The sequence below is a fragment of the Enterobacter sp. H2G27 genome (assembly GCF_054403075.1).
On record NZ_JBSVSI010000001.1, the window covers coordinates 1,256,760 to 1,282,269 of the forward strand.

The 25,510-nt window shown below is 54.3% G+C and carries 18 protein-coding genes; 13 read left to right on the forward strand and 5 right to left on the reverse strand.

Annotated features, from left to right (window positions below):
- Window positions 1-58 precede the first annotated feature (58 nt).
- Entirely contained in the window at window positions 59-1,027 is a 969-nt protein-coding gene (trxB, locus tag ACW9E7_RS05885) for a thioredoxin-disulfide reductase (RefSeq protein WP_032638969.1), read from the reverse strand.
- Window positions 1,028-1,571: 544 nt separating this feature from the next.
- Here trxB and lrp point away from each other — a divergent pair.
- The 10 genes from lrp (at window position 1,572) to ACW9E7_RS05935 (ending at window position 15,575) form a co-directional block, all read left to right on the forward strand.
- On the forward strand, window positions 1,572-2,066 hold the full coding sequence (gene lrp, locus ACW9E7_RS05890) for a leucine-responsive transcriptional regulator Lrp (RefSeq protein WP_000228469.1): 495 nt from the start codon (window positions 1,572-1,574) through the stop codon (window positions 2,064-2,066).
- A 135-nt stretch (window positions 2,067-2,201) separates the two neighbouring features.
- Window positions 2,202-5,867 (forward strand): DNA translocase FtsK 4TM domain-containing protein, encoded by a 3,666-nt coding sequence (locus ACW9E7_RS05895; protein WP_458727398.1) that lies wholly within the window; start codon window positions 2,202-2,204, stop codon window positions 5,865-5,867.
- A 128-nt stretch (window positions 5,868-5,995) separates the two neighbouring features.
- Complete coding sequence (gene lolA / locus ACW9E7_RS05900) at window positions 5,996-6,610, forward strand: outer membrane lipoprotein chaperone LolA (protein ID WP_021240884.1); 615 nt, start codon at window positions 5,996-5,998, stop codon at window positions 6,608-6,610.
- Between the two features lie 9 nt (window positions 6,611-6,619).
- Entirely contained in the window at window positions 6,620-7,963 is a 1,344-nt protein-coding gene (gene rarA / locus ACW9E7_RS05905; protein WP_458727399.1) for a replication-associated recombination protein RarA, read from the forward strand.
- Window positions 7,964-8,055: 92 nt separating this feature from the next.
- Complete coding sequence (serS, locus tag ACW9E7_RS05910; RefSeq protein WP_008499983.1) at window positions 8,056-9,348, forward strand: serine--tRNA ligase; 1,293 nt, start codon at window positions 8,056-8,058, stop codon at window positions 9,346-9,348.
- Window positions 9,349-9,558: 210 nt separating this feature from the next.
- Window positions 9,559-12,003, forward strand: a complete 2,445-nt coding sequence (dmsA, locus tag ACW9E7_RS05915; RefSeq protein WP_458727400.1) for a dimethylsulfoxide reductase subunit A — start codon at window positions 9,559-9,561, stop codon at window positions 12,001-12,003.
- Window positions 12,004-12,013: 10 nt separating this feature from the next.
- A complete protein-coding gene (locus tag ACW9E7_RS05920; protein WP_115874632.1) occupies window positions 12,014-12,631 on the forward strand; it encodes a DMSO/selenate family reductase complex B subunit in 618 nt (205 codons plus the stop codon).
- A gap of 1 nt (window position 12,632) precedes the next feature.
- On the forward strand, window positions 12,633-13,496 hold the full coding sequence (locus ACW9E7_RS05925) for a dimethyl sulfoxide reductase anchor subunit family protein (RefSeq protein WP_458727401.1): 864 nt from the start codon (window positions 12,633-12,635) through the stop codon (window positions 13,494-13,496).
- A gap of 276 nt (window positions 13,497-13,772) precedes the next feature.
- The gene (locus tag ACW9E7_RS05930) at window positions 13,773-14,921 is read left to right on the forward strand and encodes an MFS transporter (protein ID WP_111963924.1); all 1,149 of its coding nucleotides are present in this window, start codon (window positions 13,773-13,775) and stop codon (window positions 14,919-14,921) included.
- A 123-nt stretch (window positions 14,922-15,044) separates the two neighbouring features.
- Window positions 15,045-15,575: an anti-virulence regulator CigR family protein gene (locus ACW9E7_RS05935; protein WP_111963925.1), complete on the forward strand. Its 531-nt coding sequence runs from the start codon at window positions 15,045-15,047 to the stop codon at window positions 15,573-15,575.
- A 36-nt stretch (window positions 15,576-15,611) separates the two neighbouring features.
- Here the strand turns inward: ACW9E7_RS05935 and pflA are convergent, their stop codons facing one another.
- The 4 genes from pflA to ycaO form a co-directional block, all read right to left on the reverse strand.
- Window positions 15,612-16,352: a pyruvate formate lyase 1-activating protein gene (pflA, locus tag ACW9E7_RS05940; RefSeq protein ID WP_045630022.1), complete on the reverse strand. Its 741-nt coding sequence runs from the start codon at window positions 16,350-16,352 to the stop codon at window positions 15,612-15,614.
- Window positions 16,353-16,555: 203 nt separating this feature from the next.
- Window positions 16,556-18,838 (reverse strand): formate C-acetyltransferase, encoded by a 2,283-nt coding sequence (pflB, locus tag ACW9E7_RS05945; protein WP_008499975.1) that lies wholly within the window; start codon window positions 18,836-18,838, stop codon window positions 16,556-16,558.
- A 51-nt stretch (window positions 18,839-18,889) separates the two neighbouring features.
- Window positions 18,890-19,747 carry a formate transporter FocA gene (gene focA, locus ACW9E7_RS05950; protein ID WP_008499974.1) on the reverse strand — a complete coding sequence of 286 codons (858 nt, stop codon included), beginning with the start codon at window positions 19,745-19,747 and terminating at the stop codon, window positions 18,890-18,892.
- Window positions 19,748-20,153: 406 nt separating this feature from the next.
- Window positions 20,154-21,914 carry a 30S ribosomal protein S12 methylthiotransferase accessory factor YcaO gene (ycaO, locus tag ACW9E7_RS05955; RefSeq protein WP_325848051.1) on the reverse strand — a complete coding sequence of 587 codons (1,761 nt, stop codon included), beginning with the start codon at window positions 21,912-21,914 and terminating at the stop codon, window positions 20,154-20,156.
- A 127-nt stretch (window positions 21,915-22,041) separates the two neighbouring features.
- Here ycaO and ACW9E7_RS05960 point away from each other — a divergent pair, with 127 nt between their 5' ends.
- From ACW9E7_RS05960 to aroA, 3 genes are all read left to right on the forward strand, one after another.
- On the forward strand, window positions 22,042-22,734 hold the full coding sequence (locus ACW9E7_RS05960; protein WP_458727402.1) for a DUF421 domain-containing protein: 693 nt from the start codon (window positions 22,042-22,044) through the stop codon (window positions 22,732-22,734).
- A gap of 162 nt (window positions 22,735-22,896) precedes the next feature.
- Window positions 22,897-23,985, forward strand: coding sequence for a 3-phosphoserine/phosphohydroxythreonine transaminase (gene serC / locus ACW9E7_RS05965; RefSeq protein WP_133294097.1), 1,089 nt, complete (start codon window positions 22,897-22,899; stop codon window positions 23,983-23,985).
- 68 nt (window positions 23,986-24,053) lie between these two features.
- Window positions 24,054-25,337: a 3-phosphoshikimate 1-carboxyvinyltransferase gene (aroA, locus tag ACW9E7_RS05970; RefSeq protein ID WP_127730265.1), complete on the forward strand. Its 1,284-nt coding sequence runs from the start codon at window positions 24,054-24,056 to the stop codon at window positions 25,335-25,337.
- Window positions 25,338-25,510: the final 173 nt, after the last annotated feature.

The window sequence follows — 25,510 nt, forward strand, 5'->3', positions numbered from 1 at the left end:
AGACAATAAAGGCGACTTATCGCCGCCTTTATTTACGTTTGTTACTGACTTGTAAAGATTATTTACCTTGTTCAGCCAGTCCATCGAGGTAGCGTTCAGCGTCCAGCGCGGCCATACAGCCGGTACCCGCTGAGGTGATCGCCTGACGGTAAATGTGGTCCATCACGTCGCCGGCCGCGAACACACCCGGGATGCTGGTCTGGGTCGCATTACCGTGAATACCGGACTGCACTTTGATGTAGCCGTTTTCCAGCTCCAGCTGACCGTCGAAGATCGCGGTGTTCGGACTGTGACCGATCGCCACAAAAAGGCCCGCCACTTCCAGCGTTTCGACGTTATCGGTGTTCTGGGTATCACGGATACGCAGACCGGCAACGCCCATCTGGTCGCCCGTCACCTCTTCCAGGGTACGGTTGGTATGCAGCACGATGTTGCCGCTTGCTACTTTATCCATCAGACGTTTGATCAGGATCTTCTCCGCGCGGAAGGTTTCGCGACGGTGGATCAGGTGCACCTCAGAGGCAATGTTTGCCAGATAGAGTGCTTCTTCCACTGCGGTGTTGCCGCCGCCGATGACCGCGACTTTCTGATTACGGTAGAAGAAACCGTCGCAGGTTGCGCAGGCAGAGACGCCGCGGCCCTTGAACGCTTCTTCGGATGGCAGACCGAGGTAACGGGCAGAAGCACCCGTGGCGATGATCAGCGCGTCGCAGGTGTATTCGCCGCTGTCGCCCGTCAGGCGGAACGGACGGTTCTGAAGATCGACCTTATTGATGTGGTCGAACAGAATTTCGGTTTCGAATTTAGCGGCATGCTCGTGCATACGTTCCATCAGCAGCGGCCCGGTCAGGTCGTTCGGGTCCCCTGGCCAGTTTTCCACTTCGGTGGTGGTGGTCAGCTGACCGCCTTTTTCCATACCGGTAATGAGTACCGGGTGCAGGTTAGCGCGTGCAGCATAGACCGCTGCGGTATATCCCGCAGGTCCAGAACCAAGGATTAGCAGCTTACTGTGTTTGGCCGTGCCCATGAGATCCCCATTGTTGTTGGCAGACATTTGGCTGGATTGTAGGGAATTTGTTGCCGTAAAAAAAGAGCGCAGCAATTTTGATATCAATCTGTGTAATAGCCATGGACGATGAATAGCGCGCGATAACCTCACGCTTTCTCGATAAAAGCGGTCGTTTCTAAGGCAATAAAATGAGGATTAATACCCTGCCGTAATGAATATCCGGCATGTTGTACTAAAAAACGATGTTTTGCTTTGACAATCCCCTGCGCTTTTGCGAAAACATTCAAGGAAGAAAAAAAACCGCGTTAACCGTATGCCGCATAGGCATGCACGTAAATGCCATTTTTACCGGGTCAGTGAAATCTACGCATGGCGTGGACAGACGCCATACGTGATGTCGGTGACAGCCTTCGGGCAACGGTCTTCTTACCAACAGAACCCGAATCCGCATCGCGTCTATTACATAATCAGGCGATGTGATGACTAACGGGTACAGGCTCTGAACAGTGATGTGCACAGGGTCCAGGCAGGAGTAGGGAAGGAATACAGAGAGACAATAATAATGGTAGATAGCAAGAAGCGCCCTGGCAAAGATCTCGACCGTATCGATCGTAACATTCTTAATGAATTGCAAAAGGATGGGCGTATTTCCAACGTCGAGCTTTCAAAACGTGTGGGACTTTCCCCGACGCCGTGCCTTGAGCGTGTGCGCCGACTGGAAAGACAGGGTTTCATTCAGGGCTACACTGCTCTGTTGAACCCGCATTATCTGGATGCCTCACTTCTGGTATTTGTTGAGATTACTCTGAATCGTGGTGCGCCGGATGTGTTTGAACAATTCAACGCCGCTGTACAAAAACTTGAAGAAATTCAAGAGTGTCATCTGGTGTCCGGTGATTTCGACTACCTGTTGAAAACCCGAGTGCCTGATATGTCCGCCTACCGTAAGCTGCTGGGGGAAACCCTGCTGCGTCTGCCAGGCGTGAACGACACCCGTACATATGTGGTGATGGAAGAGGTCAAACAGAGCAATCGTCTGGTTATTAAGACGCGCTAACACGGAACAGGTGCAAAATCAGCTTAGTTTGATTACACTCCTGTTAATCCATACAGCAACAGTGCCGGGGAGTCCCGGCGCTGTTGTCCGTTTTAGCAAAAAGGCAGGATATGCCTGATACCTGGAGAGCCTTTTTTGAGCCAGGAATACACTGAAGACAAAGAAGTCACACTATCGAAGCTAAGCAGCGGACGTCGTCTCCTCGAGGCTTTGCTGATTGTTATTGCCCTTTTTGCCGTCTGGCTGATGGCAGCCTTATTCAGTTTCAATCCTTCAGATCCCAGCTGGTCACAAACTGCATGGCATGAGCCTATCCATAATTTAGGCGGTGTCCCTGGTGCCTGGCTGGCGGATACGCTGTTTTTCATTTTCGGTGTGATGGCCTACACCCTCCCCGTTATTATCATTGGCGGCTGCTGGTTTGCGTGGCGTCATCGTCAGAACGATGATTACATCGACTATTTCGCCGTGTCGCTGCGCCTGATTGGCGCGCTGGCGCTGATCCTTACTTCGTGCGGGCTGGCGGCAATCAATGCGGATGATATCTGGTACTTCGCCTCTGGTGGTGTAATCGGCAGCTTACTCAGTTCTGCGCTACAGCCGATGCTGCACAGCAGCGGCGGCACGCTGGCGCTGCTGTGCATTTGGGCGGCCGGGCTAACGCTGTTTACCGGCTGGTCATGGGTGAGCATTGCCGAGAAAATTGGTAGTTTTATCCTCACCATTCTGACCTTCGCCAGCAACCGTACCCGCCGTGACGATACGTGGGTTGATGAAGACGAGTACGAAGATGAAGAGGAAGATGACGCGCCTGTGCAGCGTCGCGAATCTCGTCGTGCGCGTATTCTGCGCGGCGCGCTGGCGCGTCGTCAGCGTGTTGCTGAGAAATTTGCCAACCCGCTAGGTCGTAAAACCGATGAGGCGCTCTTCTCCGGTAAACGCATGGATGAAGACGAGCAGGTGGCGTATCGCGCTGCGGGTGTAGCAGTCGATCCTGACGATGTGCTCTTCTCTGGCAGCCGGGCCACACCCGGGGACTTTGACGAATACGACCCGCTGTTAAACGGTCACTCGGTCACTGAACCGGTTGCGGCAGCCGCAGCCGCGACAACCGCAGCGCAGGCGTATGCCGCGCCTGTCGACGCCGTGATGCCATCCGCGCCGGTTTCGCCGCCGGAATCCGTTATTCAGCAACCTCAGGTTGACTGGCAGACTGCTCCCGGTGTTCACACGCCGGAGCCCGTTATCGCGCCTGAACCAGAGAGCTATGTCCCTGTGCAGCAGGAGCAGTGGCAGCAGCCATATCAGCCGCCGCAGCCTGCGTATGAACCGCAAGATTACCCTCACTTTGAACAGCCTGTGGCCCAACCGTATCAGGAGTATGTGCCTGAACCGGTTGAACCTGTGCAGCCTCATGTTGCGCTGCAGCCTGAACCTGAAATCGTGGAAGAGGTGAAGCCAGCCCGTCCACCGCTGTACTATTTTGAAGAAGTCGAAGAGCGCCGCGCGCGTGAACGCGAACAGCTGGCTGCCTGGTATCAGCCTGTGCCTGAACCGGTGCAGGAGCCGGTGACAAAAGCGCCTTCTGTCCCAGTTCCACCGGTCGACCCGACACCTGTAGTTGCACCCGTAGCGGAAAGCGTGAAGCAGGCTACCCCGGCCGCTGCCGTGGCTGCACCTGTCTTTAGCCTGGCAACAGGGGGCGCGCCACGTCCTCAGGTGAAGGAGGGGATTGGTCCGCAACTGCCTCGTCCTAACCGCGTTCGCGTACCAACCCGTCGTGAACTTGCCTCTTATGGTATCAAGCTGCCTTCCCAGCGCATGGCGGAAGAGAAAGCGCGCGAGCATGAGTACGAAGATGACGTCGATGAGATGCAGCAGGACGAGCTGGCCCGCCAGTTCGCCGCGCAGCAGAATCAACGCTACGGTGAAGAATATCAGCACGATGAACCTGTGCCTGAAGACGAAGATGACGCTGCAGAAGCGGAATTAGCGCGCCAGTTCGCCGCCACCCAGCAGCAACGTTATTCCGGTGAACAACCGGCTGGTGCAAATCCGTTCTCACTGTCTGATTTTGAATTCTCGCCGATGAAGGATCTGGTGGATGATGGCCCGAGCGAGCCTTTATTTACCCCGAGCGTGATGCCGGAAGTTGAGCCTGTGCGCCAGCAGCCCGTTCATCAGCCATATGCGCAACCGCAACAACCAGTTCAGCAACCGCAGCCGCCGCAGTTCCAGCAGCCTGCGCCTCAGCCGCAGGAGAGCCTGATTCACCCGCTGCTGATGCGTAACGGTGACAGCCGTCCGCTCCAGCGTCCAAGCACGCCGCTGCCTTCTCTGGATCTGTTAACGCCGCCGCCGTCGGAAGTGGAACCCGTCGATACCTTCGCGCTGGAGCAGATGGCGCGTCTGGTGGAAGCCCGTCTGGCCGACTTCCGTATCAAGGCTGACGTGGTGAACTACTCGCCGGGCCCTGTTATCACCCGTTTTGAACTGAACCTGGCGCCAGGCGTTAAAGCCGCGCGTATTTCTAACCTGTCCCGCGACCTGGCGCGTTCCTTGTCGACCGTTGCGGTACGTGTGGTGGAAGTGATACCGGGCAAACCTTACGTTGGTCTTGAGCTGCCGAACAAGAAACGTCAGACCGTCTACCTGCGTGAAGTGCTGGATAACACCAAATTCCGCGATAACCCATCCCCGCTGACCGTGGTGCTGGGTAAAGATATCGCTGGCGATCCGGTGGTGGCAGACCTCGCAAAAATGCCTCACCTGCTGGTCGCGGGTACTACCGGTTCCGGTAAGTCTGTCGGTGTGAACGCCATGATCCTCAGCATGCTCTATAAAGCGCAGCCGGAAGATGTGCGTTTCATCATGATCGACCCGAAAATGCTCGAACTGTCGGTCTATGAAGGTATTCCTCATCTGCTGACCGAAGTGGTCACCGACATGAAAGACGCCGCCAACGCCCTGCGCTGGAGCGTCAATGAGATGGAACGCCGCTACAAGCTGATGTCTGCGTTGGGCGTACGTAATCTGGCCGGTTATAACGAGAAAATCGCCCAGGCTATGCGTATGGGACGTCCGATCCCGGATCCTTACTGGAAGCCAGGTGACAGCATGGATGCCCAGCATCCGGTGCTGGAAAAACTGCCTTATATCGTCGTGCTGGTCGATGAATTCGCTGACCTGATGATGACCGTTGGTAAGAAAGTGGAAGAGTTGATTGCCCGTCTGGCGCAGAAAGCGCGTGCGGCTGGTATTCACCTTGTGCTGGCGACCCAGCGTCCTTCCGTGGACGTTATCACCGGTCTTATCAAAGCGAACATTCCGACGCGTATCGCCTTTACCGTATCAAGCAAAATTGACTCCCGTACCATTCTTGATCAGGGTGGCGCAGAGTCGCTGCTGGGAATGGGGGACATGCTCTATTCCGGCCCGAACTCCACTTCTCCGGTGCGTGTTCACGGTGCGTTTGTCCGCGACGAGGAAGTTCACGCCGTTGTGCAGGACTGGAAAGCGCGCGGTCGTCCACAATATATTGACGGCATTACCAGCGATACGGAAAGCGAAGGCGGCGGCGGTGGCTTCGACGGTGGTGAAGAGCTGGATCCGTTATTCGATCAGGCGGTTAACTTCGTTACCGAAAAACGCAAAGCGTCCATCTCAGGCGTGCAGCGTCAATTCCGCATCGGGTATAACCGCGCAGCGCGTATCATCGAGCAGATGGAAGCGCAGGGCATTGTGAGCGAGCAGGGGCATAACGGTAACCGCGAGGTGCTGGCGCCGCCGCCGTTTGATTAACCTTCAGCGTTTGCAAAGAAGGGTAAATCAGCCAAATTTAAGCATTTTCTTCTGTCGCCTGCCTTCGGGCAGGTCCAGAATAGAAGACGGAAATCCCATATCGGGAAGACGTATTTTAAGGAATAACAATGAAAAAAATCGCCATCGCCTGTGCATTACTCACCAGTTTTGTTGCCAGCAGCGTCTGGGCTGATGCAGCCAGCGACCTTAAAAGCCGACTGGATAAAGTAAGCAGCTTCCACGCCAGCTTCACGCAAAAAGTGACGGACGGCAGCGGCAACGCGGTGCAGGAAGGCCAGGGAGATTTGTGGGTAAAACGCCCAAATCTGTTCAACTGGCACATGACCCAGCCGGATGAGAGCATTCTGGTGTCTGACGGTAAAACCTTATGGTTCTACAACCCGTTCGTTGAGCAGGCTACTGCGACCTGGCTGAAAGATGCCACCAGCAATACGCCGTTTATGCTGATTGCCCGTAACCAGGCCAGCGACTGGCAGCAGTACAATATTAAACAGACGGGTGACGAGTTTGTCCTGACGCCGAAAGGCAGCAACGGCAACCTGAAGCAGTTCACCATTAACGTGAGCACCAACGGTACCATTAATCAGTTCGGCGCGGTTGAGCAGGACGATCAGCGCAGCAGCTACCAGCTAAAATCTCAGCAGAACGGCGCCGTTGATGCATCGAAATTCACCTTTACCCCGCCGAAGGGCGTGACGGTGGACGACCAACGCAATAAGTAAGAGGCGTGAGTGGGCAATCTGTCGCTCGATTTTTCAGATAACGCGTTTCAACCTCTGGCCGCCCGTATGCGGCCAGAAAATTTAGCGCAGTACATCGGCCAGCAGCACCTGCTGGCTGCCGGTAAGCCATTGCCACGCGCCATTGAGGCGGGGCATCTTCACTCCATGATCCTCTGGGGGCCCCCTGGCACCGGCAAGACCACGCTTGCAGAAGTGATCGCCCGCTATGCCAACGCGGACGTTGAACGCATCTCGGCGGTGACCTCCGGCGTGAAGGAGATCCGTGAGGCGATCGAGCGTGCGCGGCAGAACCGCAATGCCGGGCGGCGCACCATCCTCTTCGTGGACGAAGTCCACCGCTTCAACAAGAGCCAGCAGGATGCCTTCCTGCCGCATATTGAAGATGGCACGATCTTCTTCATCGGTGCGACCACCGAGAATCCGTCGTTTGAATTGAACTCGGCGCTACTCTCCCGCGCGCGCGTTTATCTGCTCAAATCGCTGACCACCGAGGATATTGAAAAGGTTCTCACCCAGGCGATGGACGACAAAACGCGCGGCTACGGCGGGCAGGATATCTTTCTGCCCGACGACACGCGTCGTGCGATTGCCGAGCTGGTCAACGGCGATGCGCGTCGGGCGCTGAATACGCTGGAAATGATGGCCGATATGGCCGAAGTCGACGATGCCGGGAAGCGGGTGCTTAAACCGGAACTGCTCACCGAAATTGCTGGTGAACGCAGCGCCCGTTTCGACAATAAAGGCGACCGTTTTTACGACCTGATCTCGGCGCTGCATAAGTCGGTACGCGGCAGCGCACCGGATGCGGCGCTTTACTGGTACGCGCGCATTATCACCGCGGGCGGCGATCCGTTATATGTCGCGCGCCGCTGTCTGGCGATTGCGTCTGAAGATGTTGGCAATGCCGATCCACGCGCTATGCAGGTCGCGCTGTCGGCCTGGGACTGCTTCACCCGCGTTGGACCTGCGGAGGGCGAACGTGCCATTGCGCAGGCGATTGTTTATCTGGCCTGCGCGCCGAAAAGCAATGCGGTTTATACCGCGTTTAAAGCGGCGATGTCGGATGCGCGTGAACGTCCGGACTACGATGTTCCGGTTCATTTGCGTAATGCACCGACCAAACTGATGAAAGAGATGGGGTATGGGCAGGAGTACCGCTACGCTCATGATGAACCCAATGCCTACGCCGCAGGGGAGGAATATTTCCCGCAGGAGATGGCACAAACGCGCTATTATCGCCCCACAAACAGAGGTCTTGAAGGCAAGATTGGTGAAAAGCTCACCTGGCTCGCCGGACAGGATCAAAATAGCCCTATAAAACGCTACCGTTAGTTCAATCGTTGCGGTAATGTTGGCGTAGTATCCTTGTGGCCGCAGGCTGTGGTCACATTTTCCTATTTTAATTCGATAAGCACAGGATAAGCATGCTCGATCCCAATCTGCTGCGTAATGAGCCAGACGCAGTCGCTGAAAAACTGGCACGCCGGGGCTTTAAGCTGGATGTAGATAAGCTACGCGCTCTTGAAGAGCGTCGTAAAGTACTGCAGGTACAAACTGAAAATCTGCAGGCAGAGCGTAACTCTCGATCGAAATCCATCGGCCAGGCGAAAGCGCGCGGGGAAGATATTGAGCCATTACGCCTGGAAGTGAACAAGCTGGGTGAAGAACTGGATCAGGCGAAAGCTGAGCTGGACGTTCTTCAGGCCGAGATTCGTGATATTGCCCTGGCTATCCCGAATATTCCTGACGACAGCGTGCCTGTCGGCAAAGATGAAAACGACAACGTTGAAGTGAAGCGCTGGGGTACGCCTCGTGAGTTTGACTTCGAAGTACGCGATCACGTGACGCTGGGCGAAATGCACGCGGGCCTGGACTTTGCGGCAGCGGTTAAGCTGACAGGTTCTCGCTTCGTGGTGATGAAAGGCCAGATTGCCCATCTGCACCGCGCGCTGGCGCAGTTCATGCTGGATCTGCACACCGAGCAGCATGGCTACAGCGAAACCTACGTGCCGTATCTGGTCAACCACGATACGCTGTACGGTACGGGCCAGTTGCCGAAATTTGCCGGCGACCTGTTCCATACCCGCCCGCTGGACGAAGAAGCAGACAGTAGCAACTACGCGCTGATCCCAACCGCGGAAGTGCCGCTGACTAACCTCGTGCGTGATGAGATCATCGACGAAGACGATCTGCCGATCAAACTGACGGCACATTCACCGTGCTTCCGTTCTGAAGCCGGTTCTTACGGTCGCGACACGCGCGGTCTGATCCGTATGCACCAGTTCGACAAAGTTGAGATGGTGCAGATCGTTCGTCCAGAAGAATCTATGGACGCGCTGGAAGAGATGACCGGCCACGCGGAGAAGGTTCTGGAGCTGCTGGGTCTGCCGTACCGTCGTATGGCTCTGTGTACCGGTGATATGGGCTTTGGCGCCTGCAAAACCTTCGATCTGGAAGTGTGGGTGCCTGCGCAGAACACCTACCGTGAAATCTCCTCCTGCTCTAACGTCTGGGATTTCCAGGCGCGCCGCATGCAGGCACGCTGCCGCAGCAAATCTGACAAGAAAACCCGTCTGGTGCATACCCTGAACGGTTCTGGTCTGGCTGTGGGCCGTACGCTGGTTGCCGTGCTGGAAAACTATCAGCAGGCAGACGGTCGTATCGAGATCCCTGAAGTGCTGCGTCCATACATGAAAGGCCAGCAGTACATCGGTTAATATTTGTCTTAAAACAAAAAAGCGCCTCAGGGCGCTTTTTTTATGCTTATGAATTGATACGACGCAATACCCCCTCCCTCTAAAGTAGTAATACTCCTCCGAATGAAAGTCAGCATAAAACGCTGATAACGAAAATATTCGTTATATATAAAACTACATAGCGGTTTGCGCCGCCACTCTTTTCTTTGTGAGCAACCAAAGTGAGTCTCTATGAAAATCAACGCGCCTGAAGCATTAATGGCTGCCGAGGTCACTCGCCGTGGGTTGATGAAAACCACGGCAATAGGCGGCCTGGCCGTAGCCAGCAGCGCCTTCACGCTCCCCTTTACCCGACTGGCCTCAGCGGCGGATGTACTATCCCCAGCCTCAGCTCCGGAAAAAGTGGTGTGGAGTGCCTGTACCGTAAACTGCGGTAGCCGTTGTCCGCTGCGTATGCATGTAGTGGATGGCGAAATTAAATATGTCGAAACCGACAATACCGGGGACGATAACTACGAAGAGTTACATCAGGTCCGTGCCTGCCTGCGCGGTCGCTCCATGCGTCGTCGCGTCTATAATCCTGACCGCCTGAAATACCCGATGAAGCGCGTCGGTAAGCGTGGGGAAGGGAAGTTCGAGCGGATTAGCTGGGATGAAGCCTACGATATCATTGCCACTAACATGCAGCGTTTGATTAAAGAGTTCGGCAACGAATCCATCTACCTGAACTACGGTACCGGGACGCTTGGCGGCACGCTGACCCGTTCCTGGCCACCGGGTAAAACGCTGGTGGCGCGCCTGATGAACTGCTGCGGCGGTTATCTCAATCACTATGGTGACTACTCATCGGCGCAGATTGCTGCTGGCCTGAACTACACCTATGGCGGCTGGGCGGACGGAAACAGCCCGTCTGATATCGAAAATAGTAAGCTGGTGGTGCTGTTCGGCAATAACCCGGGTGAAACGCGCATGAGCGGCGGTGGGGTAACCTACTACCTCGAACAGGCCCGCGCCAAATCCAATGCCCGCATGATCATCATCGACCCACGCTATACCGACACCGGCGCCGGACGTGAAGACGAGTGGATCCCCATTCGTCCGGGGACCGACGCGGCGCTGGTCTCCGCCCTGGCGTGGGTGATGATCACTGAGAATCTTGTCGATCAGCCTTTCCTGGACAAATACTGCGTCGGCTATGACGAGAAAACTCTGCCAGCCAGCGCGCCGGCAAACGGTCACTACAAGGCGTATATTCTCGGACAGGGCAGCGACGGCGTGGCGAAAACGCCGGAGTGGGCGTCCACCATCACCGGCATCCCGGCTGAGCGTATCGTTCAGCTGGCGCGTGAAATTGGTTCAGCCAAACCGGCCTATATCAGCCAGGGCTGGGGTCCGCAGCGTCATGCGAACGGCGAAATCGCGACCCGGGCCATCTCCATGCTCTCCATTCTGACCGGCAACGTCGGCATTCACGGCGGTAACACCGGCGCGCGTGAAGGTTCATATGAAGTGCCGTTCGAACGTATGCCAACGCTGGATAACCCGGTTCAGACCAGCATCTCCATGTTTATGTGGACCGATGCGATTGAACGCGGCCCGGAAATGACCGCCCTGCGCGACGGCGTGCGCGGCAAGGACAAGCTGGACGTGCCGATCAAGATGATCTGGAACTATGCCGGTAACTGCCTCATCAACCAGCATTCAGAAATCAACCGTACCCATGAAATCCTGCAGGACGACAAGAAGTGCGAGATGATTGTGGTGATCGACTGCCACATGACCTCTTCGGCGAAATATGCCGATATCCTGCTGCCGGACTGCACCGCCTCTGAGCAGATGGATTTCGCGCTGGATGCATCCTGCGGCAACATGTCCTACGTGATTTTTACCGACCAGGCGATTAAACCGCGCTTTGAGTGCAAAACCATTTATGAGATGACCTCCGAGCTGGCGAAACGTCTTGGCGTTGAGCAGCAGTTTACCGAGGGGCGGACTCAGGAAGGGTGGATGCGCCATCTGCATGAACTCTCCCGTAAGGCCATTCCTGACCTGCCGGACTTTGACACCTTCCGCAAGCAGGGGATGTACAAACAGCGCGATCCGGAAGGGCACCACGTGGCGTACAAAGCGTTCCGTGAAGATCCGCAGGCGAACCCGCTGACCACGCCGTCGGGCAAAATCGAAATCTATTCCGAAGAGTTGGCAAAAATTGCGTCAACCTGGGAACTGCCGGAAGGGGACGTTATCGATCCGCTGCCGATCTACACGCCGGGCTTTGAAAACTACAACGATCCGCTGACGGCGAAATTCCCGCTGCAGCTGACCGGCTTCCACTACAAAGCGCGTGTTCACTCTACCTACGGTAACGTCGACGTGCTGAAAGCCGCCTGCCGACAGGAGATGTGGATCAACCCGATGGATGCCAAAGCGCGAGGCATCAGCAATGGGGATCGCGTGCGGATCTTCAACGGTCGCGGCGAGGTTCACATTGAAGCCAAAGTGACGCCGCGCATGATGCCCGGCGTAGTGGCGCTGGGTGAAGGTGCCTGGTATAGCCCTGATGCAAACCGCATCGACCAGGCTGGCAGTATTAACGTACTGACCACGCAGCGTCCGTCGCCGCTGGCGAAAGGCAACCCATCCCACACAAACCTTGTCCAGGTTGAAAAGGTTTAAGGAGTAGCCGATGACAACCCAGTATGGATTTTTTATTGATTCCAGCCGTTGCACCGGGTGCAAAACCTGCGAGCTGGCCTGTAAAGATTACAAAGACCTGACCCCTGACGTCAGCTTCCGCCGTATTTATGAATACGCCGGGGGGGACTGGCAGGAAGATAACGGCGTCTGGCATCAGAACGTTTTTGCCTATTACCTGTCAATTGCCTGTAACCACTGTGAAGATCCGGCCTGTACCAGGGTCTGCCCGAGCGGGGCGATGCACAAGCGTGAAGACGGTTTTGTGGTGGTGGACGAAGATGTCTGCATCGGCTGTCGGTACTGCCATATGGCGTGCCCGTACGGCGCGCCGCAGTACAATGCCGCCAAAGGTCATATGACCAAATGCGACGGTTGCCACACCCGCGTAGCGGACGGCAAAAAGCCGATTTGCGTCGAGTCCTGCCCGCTGCGCGCGCTGGACTTCGGTCCGATTGAAGAGCTGCGTCAAAAACACGGTCAGCTCGCTGCCGTGGCGCCGCTGCCGTCTGCGCACTTCACGAAGCCGAGTATTGTGATTAAACCTAACGCCAACAGCCGTCCTACAGGTGATACCACCGGCTACCTGGCAAATCCGAAGGAGGTGTGAGATGGGAAGTGGATGGCATGAATGGCCGCTGATGATCTTCACGGTCTTTGGTCAGTGCGTGGCGGGTGGTTTCATTGTGCTCGCGCTGGCGCTGTTGAAAGGTCGCCTTAATGCTGAACAGCAGCAGCGTTTAGTGTTGAGCATGTTTGGCCTGTGGGTGCTGATGGGGATTGGGTTTATCGCCTCTACGCTTCACCTGGGTTCGCCTATGCGCGCGTTTAACTCCCTGAACCGCGTGGGTGCCTCATCCCTCAGTAACGAGATTGCCAGCGGAGCAATTTTCTTTGTCGTCGGTGGGCTGGGCTGGCTGCTGGCCGCCATGAAAAAATTGCCTGCGGGTCTGCGCAGCCTGTGGCTAATCGTGACCATGGTGTTGGGCGTGGTGTTCGTGTGGATGATGGTGCGCGTCTATAACACCATCGATACCGTTCCAACCTGGTACAGCGTCTGGACGCCAATGAGCTTCTTCCTGACGATGTTGATCGGCGGACCGCTGCTGGGCTACCTGCTGCTGCGCGTGGCGGGCGTAGACGGGTGGGCAATGCGTTTGTTGCCCGCTGTTTCGCTGCTGGCGCTGGTGGTGAGTGCGATGGTCGCCCTGATGCAGGGAGCAGAACTGGCAACCATTCACAGCTCTATCCAGCAGGCTTCTGCCCTGGTACCGGACTACGGTGCTCTGATGGCCTGGCGCATCGTTCTGCTGGCCGCCGCGTTGGTATTCTGGATTGCTCCTCAGCTCAAAGGTTATCAGCCCGCGCTGCCGCTGCTGTCACTGGCTTTTGTGCTGGTACTGGCGGGTGAACTGATTGGTCGCGGCGTGTTCTACGGGTTGCATATGACTGTAGGTATGGCTATCGCAAGTTAACGTTGTATTTGGTTATATCAAGCCGGGCCTGAGTGCCCGGCTTTTTCTTTTTTCGATCATGAAATTTTTCGACTGTCGTTTTGTTTTAATTTTGCCCATTAATAAATGAAAACAGAGACATAATTAATATCTATAGCAGGCGTGGCATTAGCAGGATAAGTTTTTTAAATCGACAGGGAACATATTGTGCGAGGCGGCTAAATCAGTGGATTGACTTTGTTTTTGCCAGTGGCATGATGCGCACGAAATCTGAACTTCCTCACGGCTTTTTAATCCATGACCACCTATACCCGGCCAGTGCTGCTGTTGCTCTGTGGCTTGCTTCTGTTGACCCTGGCGATCGCAGTGTTAAATACGCTCGTCCCGCTGTGGCTTGCCCATGAAAACTTACCGACCTGGCAGGTGGGTATGGTCAGCTCGTCCTTTTTTACCGGCAACCTTCTTGGAACCCTGGTGACCGGGAGCCTGATTAAGCGCTTTGGCTTTAACCGCAGCTATTATCTGGCTTCGCTGATTTTCGCTGCCGGGTGTGCGGGGCTGGGCCTGATGGTCGGCTTTTGGAGCTGGATGGCATGGCGCTTTATCGCCGGTGTAGGCTGCGCGATGATTTGGGTAGTTGTTGAAAGTGCGCTGATGTGCAGCGGCACCTCCCGTAATCGTGGACGCCTGCTGGCAGCCTATATGATGGTTTATTACGTCGGCACCGTACTGGGGCAACTGATGGTCAGCAAGCTGCCAACCGACCTCATGAGCGTTCTGCCGTGGGTAACGGGTATGGTGCTGGCCGCGATCTTGCCTTTGCTCTTCACGCGCATCGTGAACCAGAACAGCGAACACCAGGAAGCAACCCACGTCTGGCCAATGCTCAGACTGCGTCATGCGCGTCTGGGCGTTAACGGCTGCATTATATCGGGGATTGTACTGGGCTCGCTCTATGGTCTGATGCCGCTCTATCTGAATCATCAGGGCGTCAGCGATTCCGGAATTGGATTCTGGATGGCGGTCATGGTGAGTGCGGGGATCGTCGGGCAGTGGCCGATTGGCCGTCTGGCGGACCGCTTTGGTCGTTTGCTGGTGCTGCGCGTTCAGGTCTTCGTGGTCATCATGGGATGTCTTGCCATGCTCAGCAACGCCGCAATGGCGCCTGCGCTGTTCATTCTCGGGGCCGCCGGCTTTACGCTCTATCCGGTGGCGATGGCCTGGGCCTGTGAGAAAGTTGAGCATCACCAGCTGGTGGCAATGAACCAGGCGCTGTTACTGAGCTATACCATCGGCAGCTTATTAGGGCCGACGTTTACCGCGATGCTGATGCAGAATTACTCCGACAATTTACTGTTTATCATGATTGCCAGCGTGTCGTTTATATATCTCTTAATGCTGCTGCGTAAAGCAGGTGAGCATCCAACGCCTGTGGCACATGCCTGATTAAATTAAAGCCTGTCGATGACAGGCTTTTTTGTCCCCATCACAACTAAGAGTTTTACTTATTGTTTGTTTATTGCGCCAGGCGATAATTCATGTGAGTCCTAATACTATAAGGCAGCAATCATGTCTATTCGTCGTTTTTCCACTACCGCACTTGCCGTAGTGTTGTCTTTAACGTTTGCAACTGCTCCGGTCATGGCTAATCCTGGAAACGGGAACGGCGGTGGTCACGGAAACGGTGGCGGACAAGGTAATGGCGGTAATCATGGTAACGGGAATTCTGGTAACTCCGGCAACCATGGAAATAAGCAAAATAGCGGACAGGATAACCCTGGAAAATCGAATAAGAGCTTCAAAAATAGCAAAGATGTCGGTAATGATGTTGATGCTCGCGTGAGCTTCGATCATGCGCGTCACCTGGCGCTGAATTATGGCTTAACGGGTTATGACTCTCTGCCTCCGGGCATCGCGAAAAACCTGGCGCGCGGTAAGCCGCTTCCTCCGGGCATTGCGAAGAAAACCGTGCCAGCCTCTATGCTGGACCAGCTTCCTTCCTACCCAGGCTATGAATGGCGCGTGGTCGGGGACGACCTGGTCTTAATTGCGCTGAGCACAGCCATTGTGACGTCCGTTATTAACGGTGTATTTAAATAGAATATAAAAAAGGCCCGGTTTTACCGGGCCTTTTCTTTAATACATGACCTTGTGGCCATACTGCTCGAGAATACCTTTCACGCGTTCCATCGTCTCTTTTTTCGGCGGCTTCACGCCATCGAGTTTGTACTCTTCGCCCATGGCCACCCATTTATGTTTACCCAGCTCGTGATAGGGCAGAAGCTCGATTTTCTCGACGTTGCCCATGTCACGGGTGAATTCCCCCAGGCGGTGCGCGGAGTCGTCGTCGTCTGACCAGCCAGGAACAACCACGTAGCGGATCCAGGTTTTGATGCCTTTGTCGGCTATGTATTTGGCAAACTCCAGCGTGCGGTGGTTTGAGACACCAACGAGGTTCTGGTGGATCTCATCGTTCATCTGTTTGAGATCGAGCATCACCAGATCGGTCACTTCAAGCAGTTCATCAATCACCGGATCGTAGCGACGTACAAAGCCATTGGTATCCAGGCAGGTATGTATGCCTTCTTTGTGGCAGGCGCGGAACCAGTCACGGACAAATTCAGCCTGAAGAATGGCTTCACCGCCGGATGCGGTGACGCCGCCACCGGACGCGTTCATAAAGTGGCGGTAAGTCACCACCTCTTTCATCAAGTCTTCAACGGTCACTTCTTTGCCGCCGTGCGTGTCCCAGGTATCGCGGTTATGGCAGTACAGGCAGCGCATCAGGCAGCCCTGGAAAAAGGTGATAAAGCGGATGCCCGGGCCATCAACGGTGCCACAGGATTCAAAGGAGTGAATACGACCAATAGTTGACATTGCGGTGATATCTCCATCATCGGCCCGTCCCGGGCCTGTGTATGCACAGCTCAAAGCCGGCTGTGTTAAGTCTGTTTTGGCTGTTATCCATTAAGTATAGATAGCGGACAAAAGAGACTGAGGTGGAGAGGGTGCTAAAAAGGCCCCACTGACGTGGAGCCTTTATTGTACGCTTGTTAACGCGTGATTTCAGTCAATTCCACTTACATGGACTGAGTGAAAGTACGGGTGATAACGTCCTGCTGCTGTTCTTTAGTCAGGGAGTTAAAACGTACTGCGTAGCCAGATACGCGGATGGTCAGCTGAGGATATTTCTCAGGGTGTTCCATCGCGTCGAGCAGCATTTCACGGTTCATGACGTTCACGTTCAGGTGCTGACCACCTTCGATGGACGCTTCGTGGTGGAAGTAACCATCCATCAGACCCGCGAGGTTAGTTTTACGCACTTCGTCGTCTTTACCCAGCGCGTTTGGCACGATAGAGAAGGTGTAAGAGATACCATCTTTCGCGTAAGCAAACGGCAGTTTAGCGACGGAAGTCAGAGAGGCAACCGCACCTTTCTGGTCACGACCGTGCATTGGGTTAGCACCTGGGCCGAATGGCGCGCCAGCACGACGACCGTCTGGGGTGTTACCGGTTTTCTTACCATACACAACGTTAGAGGTGATGGTCAGAACAGACTGAGTCGGGATAGCGTTACGGTAGGTAGTCAGTTTCTGAATTTTCTTCATGAAACGTTCTACCAGGTCAACCGCCATGTCATCAACGCGAGAATCGTTGTTACCAAACTGCGGATATTCGCCTTCGATTTCGAAGTCGATAGCCAGACCGTCTTCGTCACGAATTGGCTTAACTTTCGCATATTTGATTGCAGACAGGGAGTCAGCAGCAACGGACAGACCTGCGATACCACACGCCATGGTGCGGATAACGTCACGGTCGTGCAGCGCCATCAGAGAGGCTTCGTAGCTGTACTTGTCGTGCATGTAGTGGATAACGTTAAGTGCAGTGACGTACTGTTTAGCCAGCCAGTCCATGAAGTGGTCCATGCGCTCCATGACTTCATCATAGTTCAGCACATCGCCTTTGATCGGCTCAGATTTAGGACCAACCTGCATTTTCAGTTTTTCATCAACGCCGCCGTTGATTGCGTACAGCATGGTTTTCGCCAGGTTTGCACGCGCACCGAAGAACTGCATTTGTTTACCAACAACCATTGGGCTTACGCAGCAAGCGATAGCGTAATCGTCGTTGTTGAAGTCCGGACGCATCAGGTCATCGTTCTCGTACTGCAGAGAAGAGGTATCGATGGACACTTTAGCCGCGAATTTCTTGAAGTTCAGAGGCAGTTTTTCAGACCACAGAACGGTGATGTTCGGCTCCGGAGAAGGACCCATGGTGTACAGGGTGTTCAGGAAGCGGAAGCTGTTTTTGGTTACCAGAGTACGGCCGTCAACGCCCATACCGCCGATGGATTCAGTTGCCCAGATTGGGTCACCGGAGAACAGCTCATCGTATTCAGGGGTACGCAGGAAGCGAACCATACGCAGTTTCATGACCAGGTGGTCAATCATTTCCTGAGCGTCTTGCTCGGTGATTTTGCCTGCTTTCAGGTCACGTTCGATGTAGGCATCCAGGAAGGTGGATACGCGACCGAAGGACATTGCTGCACCGTTCTGAGACTTAACTGCGGCCAGGTAGCCGAAGTAGGTCCACTGGATAGCTTCCTGAGCGTTGGTAGCAGGACCAGAGATATCGCAGCCATATTTCGCCGCCATCTCTTTGATCTGACCCAGCGCGCGGTGCTGTTCAGCGATTTCTTCACGCAGACGAATAGTCGCTTCCAGGTTTACGCCATTTTCCAGGTCGGACTGCAGGGAAACAAACTGCGCGTACTTGTCTTTCATCAGGAAGTCGATACCGTACAGCGCAACGCGACGGTAGTCACCGATGATACGGCCACGGCCATACGCATCTGGCAGACCAGTCAGAACGCCAGATTTACGGCAGTTCAGAATGTCTTTGGTGTAAACATCGAATACACCCTGGTTGTGGGTTTTACGGTATTCGGTGAAGATTTTTTTCAGCATTGGATCCAGCTCGCGGTTATACGCTTTGCAGGAACCTTCAACCATTTTGATACCACCGAACGGGATGATTGCGCGTTTCAGTGGTGCTTCAGTCTGCAGACCAACGATTTTCTCAAGGGCTTTGTTGATGTAGCCAGCATCGTGAGAAGTGATGGTGGAAGCAACGGAGGTGTCAAAATCAACTGGCGCGTGAGTGCGGTTTTCCAGTTTAACGCCTTCCATTACGCTGTCCCACAGCTTGGTGGTCGCGTCAGTTGCGCCAGCCAGGAAGGATTCGTCACCTTCATACGGGGTATAGTTTTTCTGAATGAAGTCACGTACGTTTACTTCATTCTGCCAGTCACCTTTCGCAAAACCTTCCCAGGCTGTGGCTAACTTTTCATTAAGCTCGGACATGTAACACCTACCTTCTTAAGTGGATTTTTTATTTACTGCCTGAGAAAACCATCAATGATGATCGTCGCCACGCAGGTAAATGACCCAGTATGTCAACCCAACTAACAGACCCCCACCGATAATGTTCCCGATAGTGACAGGGATCAGGTTATCAGTAATGAAATTCATAATAGTCAGGTGTGAGAAACTTTCCGGGGATGAACCAACTGCGGTCCAGAACTCCGGGCTCGCAAAGTCGCGGATGACAATGCCCATTGGGATCATGAACATATTCGCGATACTGTGCTCAAAGCCGCTGGCAACAAACATCGCAACCGGCAGAACCATAATTAAGGCTTTGTCCATCAGGCTACGACCCGAGTAGCTCATCCATACAGCCAGGCAGACCATCAGGTTAGCGAGGATGCCGAGAGCAACGGCTTCGATAAATGTGTGGTGCATTTTGTGGTCGGCGGTTTGCAGGACGTTAAGGCCCCAGCCACCGTTGGCGGTCATGTACTCGCCAGAAAGCCACATCAACAAAACAAAGAGCAGACAGCCAACCAGGTTACCCACGTAGACGTTAAGCCAGTTACGTGCCAGCTGACCCCAGGTAATTCTTCCGCTGGCCTTTGCCACGACAATCAGCACCGTTGAGGTGAAGAGGTCGGCGCCGCAGATGACGCAGAGAATCAGACCCAGTGAGAAACAAATGCCGCCAATCAGTTTGGCCATACCGAAAGGCATTCCGGCAGTACCGGTGGTGGCGGTGATGTAGAAGACGAAAGCGATAGAGATGAACACACCAGCCGTGATCGCCAGATAGAACGTCTTCATCGGGTGTTTCGTTGCTTTATAGACACCCGCTTCTTCGGCAACTTTGGCCATCGCAGCAGGGAGTAAAAGATCAAAAGGGTTGTCAGCTTTCACACTAACTCTCTCTTTATTAAGTCGGCGACGAGATACTAACAAAGCATTATAGAAGAGAAATTGATATAGATCATATCTCGCCTGGCTTATAGGCCCGCAGTGTGTATGGATTTACAGCAAATGCGGAGTAAGTGTTTGATTATCTGTATAAAAATAAATTTTAAAAGTTATGAAAAGAGTTGAATTTTTTCGTTCAGCCACCTCGGATACAGTTAATTAATATGGAGTATTTACCATAAAAAGTAACAGTAAAGCCCAGGTAAATATTATTATATTTACCCATGTTTAACTTTATTATTACAATCAACAGTCATTGCCGAAGAAAATAAAAAACGGGGCAATGAAATTGCCCCGTAATATAGCCCAGACGATTGAATACGCCTACTGCTGGTAATGTTATGTGCGCTTATTTTGACCAGTAAGCGGCTTTTGCTTTCTGCAGTTTTTCGTAGGCCTTCAGCAGCGACTGGTGCGCCGGGAAGGCTTTCAGATCGCTATCAACAGCCTGTAGGCCATAAAACGGCGCTTCGCCGCTCAGGGCCGCGCTGGCTGCTTCTACAGCCTCAGCACCGTACATGCGCACGAAAGCGTTCAGGTATTGCAGCGGTTCGCGATCCTCTTCCTGTGCAAGCAGCAGCAGGGTTTGCAGGCAACGGTAATAGTTGGTGCGCTCGGCAGAGAAGACCGACTGGTTGAATTCCATGGTCCACTCGGTCCAGGCCAGGGCCTGATCCAGGTCGCCACCCGCCAGGGCCAGCATCGCTTTCAGCTCACCAATACGCAGGGTGTACCAGCCGTTGTCTTTACCGGTCGCCAGACCCAGCAGTTCGCGTACGCGGGTGAAGTCGTCGTGGCCTTCCTCGTCCAGTTGGGCGATCAGGTTCAGATAATCTTCTTTCTCCCACTCGCTGCCCGGAAGAGCCAGCAGCGTTTCGCGCAGATGTGCACCCATGCTGTTATTCGCCAGCCACAGATCTTCTGCAGGGTAGATGTCGGACATGCCGGGAACAATAATGCGGCATGCATAGACGCCCAGGTGCTCGTAGTCGGCAATGTAAACTTCCTGGTCTTCGGCTTTGAAAATCGCCATCAGCGTTGCGAACTCTTCTTCCGTTGTTCCTGCAAAGCTCCAGTCCACGAACGGATAGTCTGCGTCCTGTTTGAACATATCCCAGGAGATCAAACCGCTGGAGTCAATGAAGTGGGTTTCGAGGTTGGTATGTTCAGCCACCTCTTCATCGTCAAACGTTGGCGGTGTGAACACGTCGAGATCTTTCAGGCTACGGCCCTGCAGCAGCTCGGTGACGGTACGCTCCAGCGCCACGCCGAAGTCAGGGTGCGCGCCAAAGGAGGCGAAACAGGTGCCGTTTGTCGGGTTGAACAGCACGACGCAGATAACCGGGTACTTGCCGCCCAGCGAACCGTCATAGGCAAAGATTGGGAAACCTTCTGCTTCCAGCTTAGCGATGGATTCCACCACGCCCGGGTAGCGCGCCAGCACGTCGGCCGGAATTTCAGGCAGGCTAATGGATTCGGCGATGATGCGGTTTTTAATGTGGCGTTCAAAGACTTCGGAAAGGCCCTGCACGCGCGCTTCATTGCGGGTGTTACCCGCGGACATGCCGTTGGACACATACAGGTTGCCGACGATGTTCATCGGGATATAGACGGTCTGCTCGTCAGACTGACGGGTAAACGGCAGGGCGCAGATCCCACGATCCTCATTGCCAGACTGCAGATCGATCAGCATGCTGGCGGTCAGTTCGTTGTCTGGATCGTAGAAGGCACGCAGGCGTGCGTCGAGAATACCTTCCGGCAGTTCGTCGTCTTCGGTCAGCGGGAACCATTTTTCATTTGGATAGTGAACGAACGGGCCGTTAGCGATGGTCTCGCCCAGCCAGAAGTCAGCGAAGAAATAGTTGGTGGACAGACGCTCAAAATACTCACCCAGCGCAGAGGCCAGTGCCGCTTTTTTTGTCGCGCCTTTACCGTTGGTAAAGCACAGGGCACAGTCTTTATCGCGAATATGCACGGACCAGACGTGAGGCACCGGATTGAGCCAAGAGGCTTCTTCGATGTTAAAACCCAGGTCGGTCAGTTTCTGCTGGAAGCGAGCGATGGAATCTTCCAGAGCGGCATCTTTGCCGGGGATAAACGTTTGAGTCATGGCGTTCACTTTTATCGTACGTAAAGCGCGCAATGATACGGGTTTTGAGTGACGGGTGCTATCTTCGGCGAAAATAAATGGCTGGGCTATGCTTAGTGGCAGTAACTGACTGTTAAGGCATAGAAAAATGAAAGCATTTGATCTCCAGCGGATGGCGTTTGATAAAGTTCCTCCTGAATTTCTGGGCGAAGTGGCGCTCCGCAGCCTGTATACCTTCGTACTTGTCTTCATGTTTCTTAAAATCACCGGCCGTCGCGGCGTACGGCAGATGTCGCTCTTTGAGGTGTTGATCATCCTGACGCTGGGCTCGGCGGCGGGGGATGTCGCCTTCTATGATGATGTGCCGATGGTGCCGGTGTTTATCGTTTTTGTTTCACTGGCGCTTCTTTATCGCCTTGTCATGTGGCTGATGTCGAAAAGCGAAAAGCTGGAAGATCTGCTTGAGGGGAAGCCGGTCGTTATCGTCGAGGACGGGCAGTTGGCCTGGGAAAATGTACAAAGCGCCAATATGACCGAGTTCGAGTTCTTTATGGAGCTACGACTGAATAGCGTTGAACAGCTCGGGCAGGTGCGTCTGGCGATCATGGAGACCAACGGGCAGATCAGCGTCTATTACTATTCTGACGACGAGGTGAAGCCGGGACTGTGTATCCTGCCGGATATGCTGATCGAGCGTTTCAGAACCGTACCTGAGTCAGGCGAGTATGCCTGCGTGAGATGTAGTCATGTGCTCGCGATGCACCCGGGGGAGCGTCAATTATGCCCCCGCTGTGCAAATCCGGAATGGACGAAGGTTAGCCGGGCCAAACGCATCACCTGACAGCCATTTTGTCGGTTTTGTGATGGCGAGGCGGCAGATTGTTTTGTGTGACGCGGGACACATTTCACGGGTCATAAGTTTTAGACATTGCGGCGCGTGTCACTGAATGATAAAACCGATATCCACAGTTATAACTTATGGCTTTTAGCGTGGTGAAGGGAAATGGCTCAAGTCTTTAATTTCAGTTCAGGTCCGGCAATGTTACCGGCAGACGTGCTTAAACAGGCTCAACAGGAACTCTGTGACTGGAACGGTCTCGGTACGTCGGTGATGGAAATCAGCCACCGTGGTAAAGAGTTTATTCAGGTGGCCGAAGAGGCAGAAAAGGATTTTCGCGATCTGCTGAATATTCCCTCGAACTACAAAGTATTGTTCTGCCACGGCGGTGGACGCGGCCAGTTTGCAGGCGTTCCGCTGAATATCCTCGGTGACAAAACGACGGCTGACTACGTTGACGCGGGCTACTGGGCTGCGAGCGCCGTTAAAGAAGCGCATAAATACTGCACGCCGAATGTTATCGACGCCAAAGTGACCGTTGATGGCCTGCGCGCCGTGAAGCCAATGAGCGAGTGGCAGCTTTCTGATAACGCAGCCTATCTGCACTACTGCCCGAACGAAACCATTGACGGGATTGCCATCGACGAGACGCCAAACTTCGGCAGCGATGTCGTGGTTGCCGCCGACTTCTCCTCCACCATTCTGTCTGCGCCAATTGATGTCAGCCGCTACGGCGTTATCTATGCGGGCGCGCAGAAAAATATCGGTCCGGCCGGTTTGACTATCGTCGTCGTGCGTGAAGACCTGCTGGGTAAAGCACATACATCCTGCCCGTCGATTCTCGATTACACCGTGCTGAACGATAACGATTCTATGTTCAACACCCCACCAACGTTTGCCTGGTATCTTTCAGGCCTGGTCTTCAAATGGCTGAAGCAAAACGGCGGCGTGGCGCAGATGGACAAGGTGAATCAGCAGAAAGCTGAACTGCTGTATGGCGTGATCGACAAAAGCGATTTCTATCGCAACGATGTGGCGAAAGCTAACCGTTCCCGGATGAACGTGCCGTTCCAGCTGGCGGACAGCAGCCTGGATAAAGTGTTCCTTGAAGAGTCCTTCTCGGCAGGCCTGCATTCGCTCAAAGGTCACCGTGTCGTTGGCGGCATGCGTGCCTCCATCTATAACGCTATGCCGCTGGAAGGCGTTAAAGCTCTGACGGATTTCATGATCGACTTCGAACGTCGCCACGGTTAATAGCGCTGTTTTCACCCCCGTAGCCTGCTGCGGGGTTTTTATTATGTTGAGTTGAGAGTTAAGTTTTCATGGAATCCCTGACGTTACAACCTATCGCGCGGGTAGATGGCACCATTAATCTGCCTGGTTCAAAAAGTGTCTCGAACCGCGCTCTGCTGCTGGCAGCACTGGCAAACGGCACCACCGTCCTTACAAACCTGCTGGACAGCGATGACGTACGCCATATGCTCAATGCGCTGAAAGCGTTGGGTGTTCATTACATTCTCTCCGACGATCGTACCCGCTGCGAAGTGACCGGCAGCGGCGGCGCGCTGCAGACGGATGAAGAGCTTGAGCTGTTTCTGGGCAACGCGGGTACCGCGATGCGTCCGCTGGCGGCGGCCCTGTGTCTTGGGCGCAACAACATTGTGCTGACCGGCGAACCTCGCATGAAAGAGCGTCCGATTGGCCATCTGGTGGATGCCCTGCGTCAGGGCGGCGCGCAGGTTGAGTATCTGGAGCAGGAAAACTATCCGCCACTGCGTCTGCGCGGTGGTTTTAACGGCGGTCATGTCGAGGTTGACGGCAGCGTCTCCAGCCAGTTCCTGACGGCACTGCTGATGACCGCGCCGCTGGCACCGCAGGATACGGTTATTACGATTAAAGGCGAACTGGTCTCCAAACCTTATATTGATATCACCCTGCACCTGATGAAAACCTTCGGTGTCGAGGTGGAAAACCAGTCTTATCAGCGCTTCGTGGTGCGTGGAGCGCAGCAGTACCAGTCTCCGGGCAGCTATCTGGTTGAAGGCGACGCTTCTTCGGCTTCTTACTTCCTGGCTGCGGGTGCGATCAAAGGCGGTACCGTGAAGGTCACCGGTATTGGTCGCAATAGCGTGCAGGGCGACATACGTTTTGCGGACGTGCTGGAAAAAATGGGCGCGGTTGTGACCTGGGGTGATGACTTCATCGCCTGTACCCATGGCGATCTGAATGCCATCGACATGGACATGAACCATATTCCGGATGCGGCGATGACCATTGCCACTGCGGCGCTGTTTGCAAAAGGCACCACCACGCTGCGTAATATCTACAACTGGCGCGTAAAAGAGACTGACCGTCTGTTCGCGATGGCGACCGAGCTGCGTAAGGTCGGCGCTGAGGTGGAAGAGGGCGAAGACTACATTCGCATCACGCCTCCTGCAAAACTGCAGGTTGCCGAGATCGGAACCTACAACGATCACCGTATGGCGATGTGCTTCTCGCTGGTGGCGTTGTCAGACACGCCTGTGACCATCCTTGACCCGAAATGTACGGCGAAAACTTTCCCGGACTACTTCGAACAGCTGGCACGCATTAGCACGCTGGCCTGATAACATCTTGCCGCATCGCCTGATGCGGCATTTCCTTACGCTTCCTGACGAACACTTCCGTTCATTTCTTCTACACTCTGCTTCAATCAATCCGTAATTTGCACGCAAAGGTAACAGTTGCGCACGTTGACGCGTATAATGCGCGGCGTTCATGTAAACGGTATGCCTTATTT